The following is a 1,245-nucleotide window of genomic DNA, read 5'->3' on the forward strand; positions in this document are numbered from 1 at the left end:
CAAACTTACCGCCACCCAACTCAGCAGCAATCCCACCAACCACATAAGAGGCGACAGCATTTTGTGCTCTTTGTGCCCATGTGTTGGCTTGGCTACTAACGCCTGCCGCCTCATATGCACCTGACCAGCTGGCGCCATAACTTACAGCGGAGCCTAAAAATCCGCTTTTGAAACTACCGCCAGATAATCGACTTCGTACACCACCAGTTACACCATGGGCTATAAGTTTATTAAAACCTGCTTTCATTGGGTGCAATACCTTGGCATTAAATCCTGCTGTTAATGCGCCTAATATTCCTTGTTTTAAATCCCCTTTGCTTCCAATCATGCCTGACAAAAATCCTGCTGCATAAACATTTAATCTTGGGATAAATAAAATACCAATTAAAAAAAGGGTAGCGTCCCCAATATCTCAAGATTGTTAGGCTACTACAGTTTGTTGAACCATTACAATATGAGTCCCGCTAATTTTAAAAAAGAAATTATAAACATTATGGAGTATAAAAAAAGCCCGTATATTCTTAAATAATGATTTTTCTTTGTGCCGTCAACTCCAATTGACTCATAACCTAAAAGTATTTTTCTACCTGCAAAAAAAGACAATATTTGCACAAGTAAAAAATATGAACTTACATAAAGCCACATATTTTCATACCCATTTAAGCCAGAAAATATAAAATATATAAATCCAATAACAAGGTTAATAATAACAATATTTTTTTTCAAAAATTGCATCATTTAGGTAATTGGCTACTTATTAAAGAAGTTACAGCGCCCGCTTGGGGTCCAATCGTTTTCCCTATACCAAATCCAGCTATATAAGATTTTACACCATCCCAATTACTATAAATAAAGCCATTTGCTAGATCTGCTATTATACCAACTGGTCCGGCTACAGGTATTGATCCAGGATAAAATACAATCAAAGCATTCGCTCCATTACCAACTCCACTCAAAAACTCGGTGCCACTAATATTGCTTTCTGGTGTGTTATATTTAGGTCCAAATACTATTTCCAATGCTTTGGCATTAGCATTTTGTCTTTGTACTGCTTCTACAATATCTGGGTCCTGTCCTCCAATCCATTTTCTAGTTTTACTATCATAAAGATCATTAAACATCCTACTAAACGCCGCACTCATCCCGCCATTAGCAAACTTACCGCCACCCAACTCAGCGGCAACCCCGCCGACCACATAAGAAGCGATAACATTTTGTGCTCTTTGTGCCCATGTGTTGGCTTGA

Annotated in this window: 2 protein-coding genes; both read right to left on the reverse strand. The window is 38.2% G+C overall.

From position 1 onward, the window contains the following. Positions 1–328, reverse strand: a 328-nt coding sequence (locus tag BBROOKSOX_RS11215) for a hypothetical protein (protein WP_373896630.1), incomplete at its 3' end; no start/stop codon positions are given. A 406-nt stretch (positions 329–734) separates the two neighbouring features. Further along, positions 735–1,245: hypothetical protein (locus tag BBROOKSOX_RS11220; protein WP_180324032.1), on the reverse strand; the 511-nt coding region annotated here is incomplete at its 5' end.

It is taken from the genome of bacterium endosymbiont of Bathymodiolus sp. 5 South, assembly GCF_900128535.1.
Lineage (GTDB): Bacteria > Pseudomonadota > Gammaproteobacteria > PS1 > Pseudothioglobaceae > Thiodubiliella.